This is a genomic window from Wenyingzhuangia heitensis (genome assembly GCF_011762155.1).
GTDB classification, from domain to species: Bacteria; Bacteroidota; Bacteroidia; order Flavobacteriales; family Flavobacteriaceae; genus Wenyingzhuangia; species Wenyingzhuangia heitensis.
The window spans coordinates 1-5,354 of the sequence record NZ_JAASQL010000014.1 but is presented as its reverse complement, the minus strand read 5'-3'; the positions used below and the strand labels follow the sequence as shown (position 1 = coordinate 5,354).

The window sequence follows — 5,354 nt, the reverse complement described above, 5'->3', positions numbered from 1 at the left end:
GTAGAAGATACGAAGATTTTTTTGAGCATCATCACAATTTAAGATATAGTAATATATCAAACAAAATAACGATGAAGAGTTTGATCCTGGCTCAGGATGAACGCTAGCGGCAGGCTTAACACATGCAAGTCGAGGGGTAGCAGGAATTGCTTGCAATTTGCTGACGACCGGCGAACGGGTGCGTAACGCGTATAGAACCTACCTTAAACAAGGGGATACCCCATGGAAACGTGGACTAATATCCTATAGTGTTAATGATTCGCATGGATTATTAATTAAAGATTTATCGGTTTAAGATGGCTATGCGTTCTATTAGTTAGTTGGTAAGGTAACGGCTTACCAAGACATCGATAGATAGGGGTCCTGAGAGGGAGATCCCCCACACTGGTACTGAGACACGGACCAGACTCCTACGGGAGGCAGCAGTGAGGAATATTGGTCAATGGAGGCAACTCTGAACCAGCCATGCCGCGTGAAGGATGACTGCCCTATGGGTTGTAAACTTCTTTTATAGAGGAAGAAATGTAGGTATGTATACTTATTTGACGGTACTCTACGAATAAGGACCGGCTAACTCCGTGCCAGCAGCCGCGGTAATACGGAGGGTCCAAGCGTTATCCGGAATCATTGGGTTTAAAGGGTTCGTAGGCGGGCTAATCAGTCAGAGGTGAAATCCAGCAGCTTAACTGTTGAACTGCCTTTGATACTGTTAGTCTTGAGTCATATGGAAGTGGATAGAATATGTAGTGTAGCGGTGAAATGCATAGATATTACATAGAATACCGATTGCGAAGGCAGTCCACTACGTATCGACTGACGCTGATGAACGAAAGCGTGGGGAGCGAACGGGATTAGATACCCCGGTAGTCCACGCCGTAAACGATGGACACTAGTTGTTGGGCATTAGCTCAGTGACTAAGCGAAAGTGATAAGTGTCCCACCTGGGGAGTACGGTCGCAAGATTGAAACTCAAAGGAATTGACGGGGGCCCGCACAAGCGGTGGAGCATGTGGTTTAATTCGATGATACGCGAGGAACCTTACCAGGGCTTAAATGTAGGATGCATTAGGTAGAGATACTTATTTCTTCGGACTTCTTACAAGGTGCTGCATGGTTGTCGTCAGCTCGTGCCGTGAGGTGTCAGGTTAAGTCCTATAACGAGCGCAACCCCTATTTTTAGTTGCTAACAGGTTAAGCTGAGGACTCTAGAGAGACTGCCGGTGCAAACCGCGAGGAAGGTGGGGATGACGTCAAATCATCACGGCCCTTACGTCCTGGGCTACACACGTGCTACAATGGTAATGACAGAGGGCAGCTACCTGGCGACAGGATGCGAATCTTTAAACATTATCACAGTTCGGATTGGAGTCTGCAACTCGACTCCATGAAGCTGGAATCGCTAGTAATCGCATATCAGCCATGATGCGGTGAATACGTTCCCGGGCCTTGTACACACCGCCCGTCAAGCCATGGAAGCTGGGGGTGCCTGAAGTCGGTCACCGCAAGGAGCCGCCTAGGGTAAAACTGGTAACTAGGGCTAAGTCGTAACAAGGTAGCCGTACCGGAAGGTGCGGCTGGAACACCTCCTTTCTAGAGAAAAGAGATGTATGTTATGAAGGATCTTTTTACTTTTTAATTAGCTGTTAATTTTAAATACTATATAAACAATCATACCGAGTCTCGTAGCTCAGCTGGTTAGAGCGCTACACTGATAATGTAGAGGTCGGCAGTTCGAGTCTGCCCGAGACTACAAATATCACATGAAATAGTGATATGTACGAAAGTACAGATAAGGAGATTGTTAAAAAGGAAATTCTAGAAGTTAGAGTAGTAGTTAAGTACTAACTACTTGCTACTTTATACTAATAACTAGTATAAGGGGGATTAGCTCAGCTGGCTAGAGCGCTTGCCTTGCACGCAAGAGGTCATCGGTTCGACTCCGATATTCTCCACAATTTAGTAGAAAGAAAAGGGTTAGGAGTTTATACTTCGATCTTGGTTCTAATTACTAAAAAAAGTTCATTGACATATTGATAAAATAATATTTGAAATAAAATATTACTTGAGTAGACATTAGAGTTCTAGAGATAGAACAATAATAAAAATAAAATACACTACAACGTAAGTTGTAGGGAATTAAAGACGCAAAAGAGTACAATAAGCTAATTAAGGGTGTATGGCGGATGCCTAGGCTCTCAGAGACGAAGAAGGACGTGATAAGCTGCGATAAGCTACGGGGATTTGCACATAAGAGTTATATCCGTAGATTTCCGAATGGGGCAACCCACTATGTTGAAGGCATAGTATTCGAAAGAAGGTAAACCCGGTGAACTGAAACATCTAAGTAACCGGAGGAAGAGAAAATAATAATGATTTCGTTAGTAGTGGCGAGCGAACGCGAAAGAGCCCAAACCGATTTTGTTACGGCAAGATCGGGGTTGTAGGACTGAACCATCAAGAAACAATCGAATTAGAATAACCTGGAAAGGTTAACCATAGAGGGTGATAGTCCCGTATAGGTAAGAGAAGTAATTGTATCAGATTCCTGAGTAGGGCGGGGCACGAGGAACCCTGTCTGAATCTGCCGGGACCATCCGGTAAGGCTAAATACTCCTGAGAGACCGATAGTGAACTAGTACCGTGAGGGAAAGGTGAAAAGAACCCTAAATAAGGGAGTGAAATAGATCCTGAAACCGTACACCTACAAGCGGTCGGAGCCCATTAACTGGGTGACGGCGTGCCTTTTGCATAATGAGCCTACGAGTTACTTTATCTAGCAAGGTTAAATTCTTAAGGAATGGAGCCGTAGCGAAAGCGAGTCTTAATAGGGCGCTTTAGTTAGGTTGAGTAGACGCGAAACCTGGTGATCTACCCATGGGCAGGTTGAAGCTGTGGTAACACACAGTGGAGGACCGAACCCGTTGACGTTGAAAAGTCTTGGGATGACCTGTGGGTAGGGGTGAAAGGCCAATCAAACCAGGAAATAGCTCGTACTCCCCGAAATGCATTTAGGTGCAGCGTTGTATTAGTTATATAGAGGTAGAGCTACTGATTGGATGCGGGGGCTTCATCGCCTACCAATTCCTGACAAACTCCGAATGCTATATAATGATTTACAGCAGTGAGGGCATGGGTGCTAAGGTCCATGTCCGAGAGGGAAAGAACCCAGACCATCAGCTAAGGTCCCCAAATATATGTTAAGTTGAATAAACGAGGTTTGTTTGCCCAGACAGCTAGGATGTTGGCTTGGAAGCAGCCATTCATTTAAAGAGTGCGTAACAGCTCACTAGTCGAGCGAACGAGCATGGATAATAATCGGGCATAAACATATTACCGAAGCTATGGATTTACGTTGAAAGACACGTAAGTGGTAGGGGAGCATTCTAATTGTGCTGAAGGTGTTCTGTAAGGGATGCTGGAACGATTAGAAAAGAAAATGTAGGCATAAGTAACGATAAGGCGGGTGAGAAACCCGCCCTCCGAAAGACTAAGGTTTCCTCAGCGATGCTAATCAGCTGAGGGTTAGTCAGGGCCTAAGGCGCACCCGAAAGGGGAAGTCGATGGACAACAGGTTAATATTCCTGTACACGCACCCATTAAAAGTGACGGATTGCCCAGATCTTTACGTACTGACGGAAATGTACGTTGAGCCTAACCTTCGGGTGAAGCGAAAAGAAGTAAGCGGTTCCAAGAAAAGCGAGGGCTGCGTCCTGTACCGTAAACCGACACAGGTAGTTGGGATGAGTATTCTAAGGAGCTCGAGTGATTCATGGCTAAGGAACTAGGCAAAATCGACGCGTAACTTCGGGAGAAGCGTCGCCTCCCTTCGGGGAGGCCGCAGTGAAAAGGTCCAGGCGACTGTTTATCAAAAACACAGGGCTCTGCTAAAACGAAAGTTGATGTATAGGGCCTGACACCTGCCCGGTGCTGGAAGGTTAAGTGGAGGGTTTAGCTTCGGCGAAGATCTAAAATGAAGCCCCAGTAAACGGCGGCCGTAACTATAACGGTCCTAAGGTAGCGAAATTCCTTGTCGGGTAAGTTCCGACCTGCACGAATGGTGCAACGATCTGGACACTGTCTCAGCCATGAGCTCGGTGAAATTGTAGTATCGGTGAAGATGCCGATTACCCGCTACGGGACGAAAAGACCCCGTGAACCTTTACTATAGCTTAGTATTGGCTTTGGATAAGTAATGTGTAGGATAGGTCGGAGACTTTGAAGCGGCGTCGCTAGGCGTTGTGGAGTCATTGTTGAAATACGACCCTTTGCTTATCTAGAGTCTAACCCAGAGATGGGGACAGTGCTTGGTGGGTAGTTTGACTGGGGTGGTCGCCTCCAAAAGAGTAACGGAGGCTTCTAAAGGTACCCTCAGTACGCTTGGTAACCGTACGTAGAGTGCAATGGCATAAGGGTGCTTGACTGCGAGACCTACAAGTCGATCAGGTTGGAAACAAGAGCATAGTGATCCGGTGGTTCCGCATGGAAGGGCCATCGCTCAAAGGATAAAAGGTACTCCGGGGATAACAGGCTGATCTCCCCCAAGAGCTCACATCGACGGGGGGGTTTGGCACCTCGATGTCGGCTCGTCACATCCTGGGGCTGGAGAAGGTCCCAAGGGTTGGGCTGTTCGCCCATTAAAGTGGCACGCGAGCTGGGTTCAGAACGTCGTGAGACAGTTCGGTCTCTATCTGTAGCGGGCGTTAGAAATTTGCGTGGATTTGACTCTAGTACGAGAGGACCGAGTTGAACTAACCTCTGGTGTATCAGTTGTTCCGCCAGGAGCATTGCTGAGTAGCTACGTTGGGAAGGGATAAGCGCTGAAAGCATATAAGCGCGAAACCCACCACAAGATGAGATTTCTTTAAAGGGTGGTTGTAGACTACGACCTTGATAGGATATAGGTGTAAAGGCAGTAATGTCATAGCCGAGTATTACTAATAACCCATAGGCTTATGTACTTGCGGGCTTTAATAAGTATGAACACTACTTCAAGAAATAAAAATAATCAAATATAATTTTATCAATATGTTAACCTATATGGTTCTGAACCAAGTTCAGGATTCACAACCTTAAGGTGGTTATTGCAATAGGGCTCACCTCTTCCCATTCCGAACAGAGAAGTTAAGCCTATTAGCGCAGATGGTACTAGCAATGCTGGGAGAGTATGTCATCGCCTTTTTTTATACTGAAATATATTCAGTATTTTAGAAACCCATTCATTAACGTGAATGGGTTTTTTGTTTTATGGAACTATTTTACAATGAGCTAATGGGATACGATACGTTAGGCATCTATCTCTATAAATAACTCTAATTAAGACTGGTATTTACTCTATTATTTATTAATAGAATATT

The 5,354-nt window shown here is 45.6% G+C and carries 2 tRNA genes and 3 rRNA genes; all 5 read left to right on the top strand.

From position 1 onward, the window contains the following. Window positions 1–68 precede the first annotated feature (68 nt). Window positions 69–1,590: ribosomal RNA gene (locus tag FHR24_RS15405) — 16S ribosomal RNA — on the top strand. Window positions 1,591–1,676: 86 nt separating this feature from the next. Continuing rightward, window positions 1,677–1,750, top strand: a tRNA-Ile gene (locus FHR24_RS15400). 128 nt (window positions 1,751–1,878) lie between these two features. Then, a tRNA-Ala gene (locus tag FHR24_RS15395) sits at window positions 1,879–1,952 on the top strand. A gap of 203 nt (window positions 1,953–2,155) precedes the next feature. Beyond that, a 23S ribosomal RNA gene (locus FHR24_RS15390) occupies window positions 2,156–4,958 on the top strand. 112 nt (window positions 4,959–5,070) lie between these two features. Continuing rightward, window positions 5,071–5,179, top strand: a 5S ribosomal RNA gene (rrf, locus tag FHR24_RS15385). The 16S, 23S and 5S rRNA genes sit together here with 2 tRNA genes alongside, the layout of an rRNA operon. The last annotated feature ends 175 nt before the right edge of the window (window positions 5,180–5,354 follow it).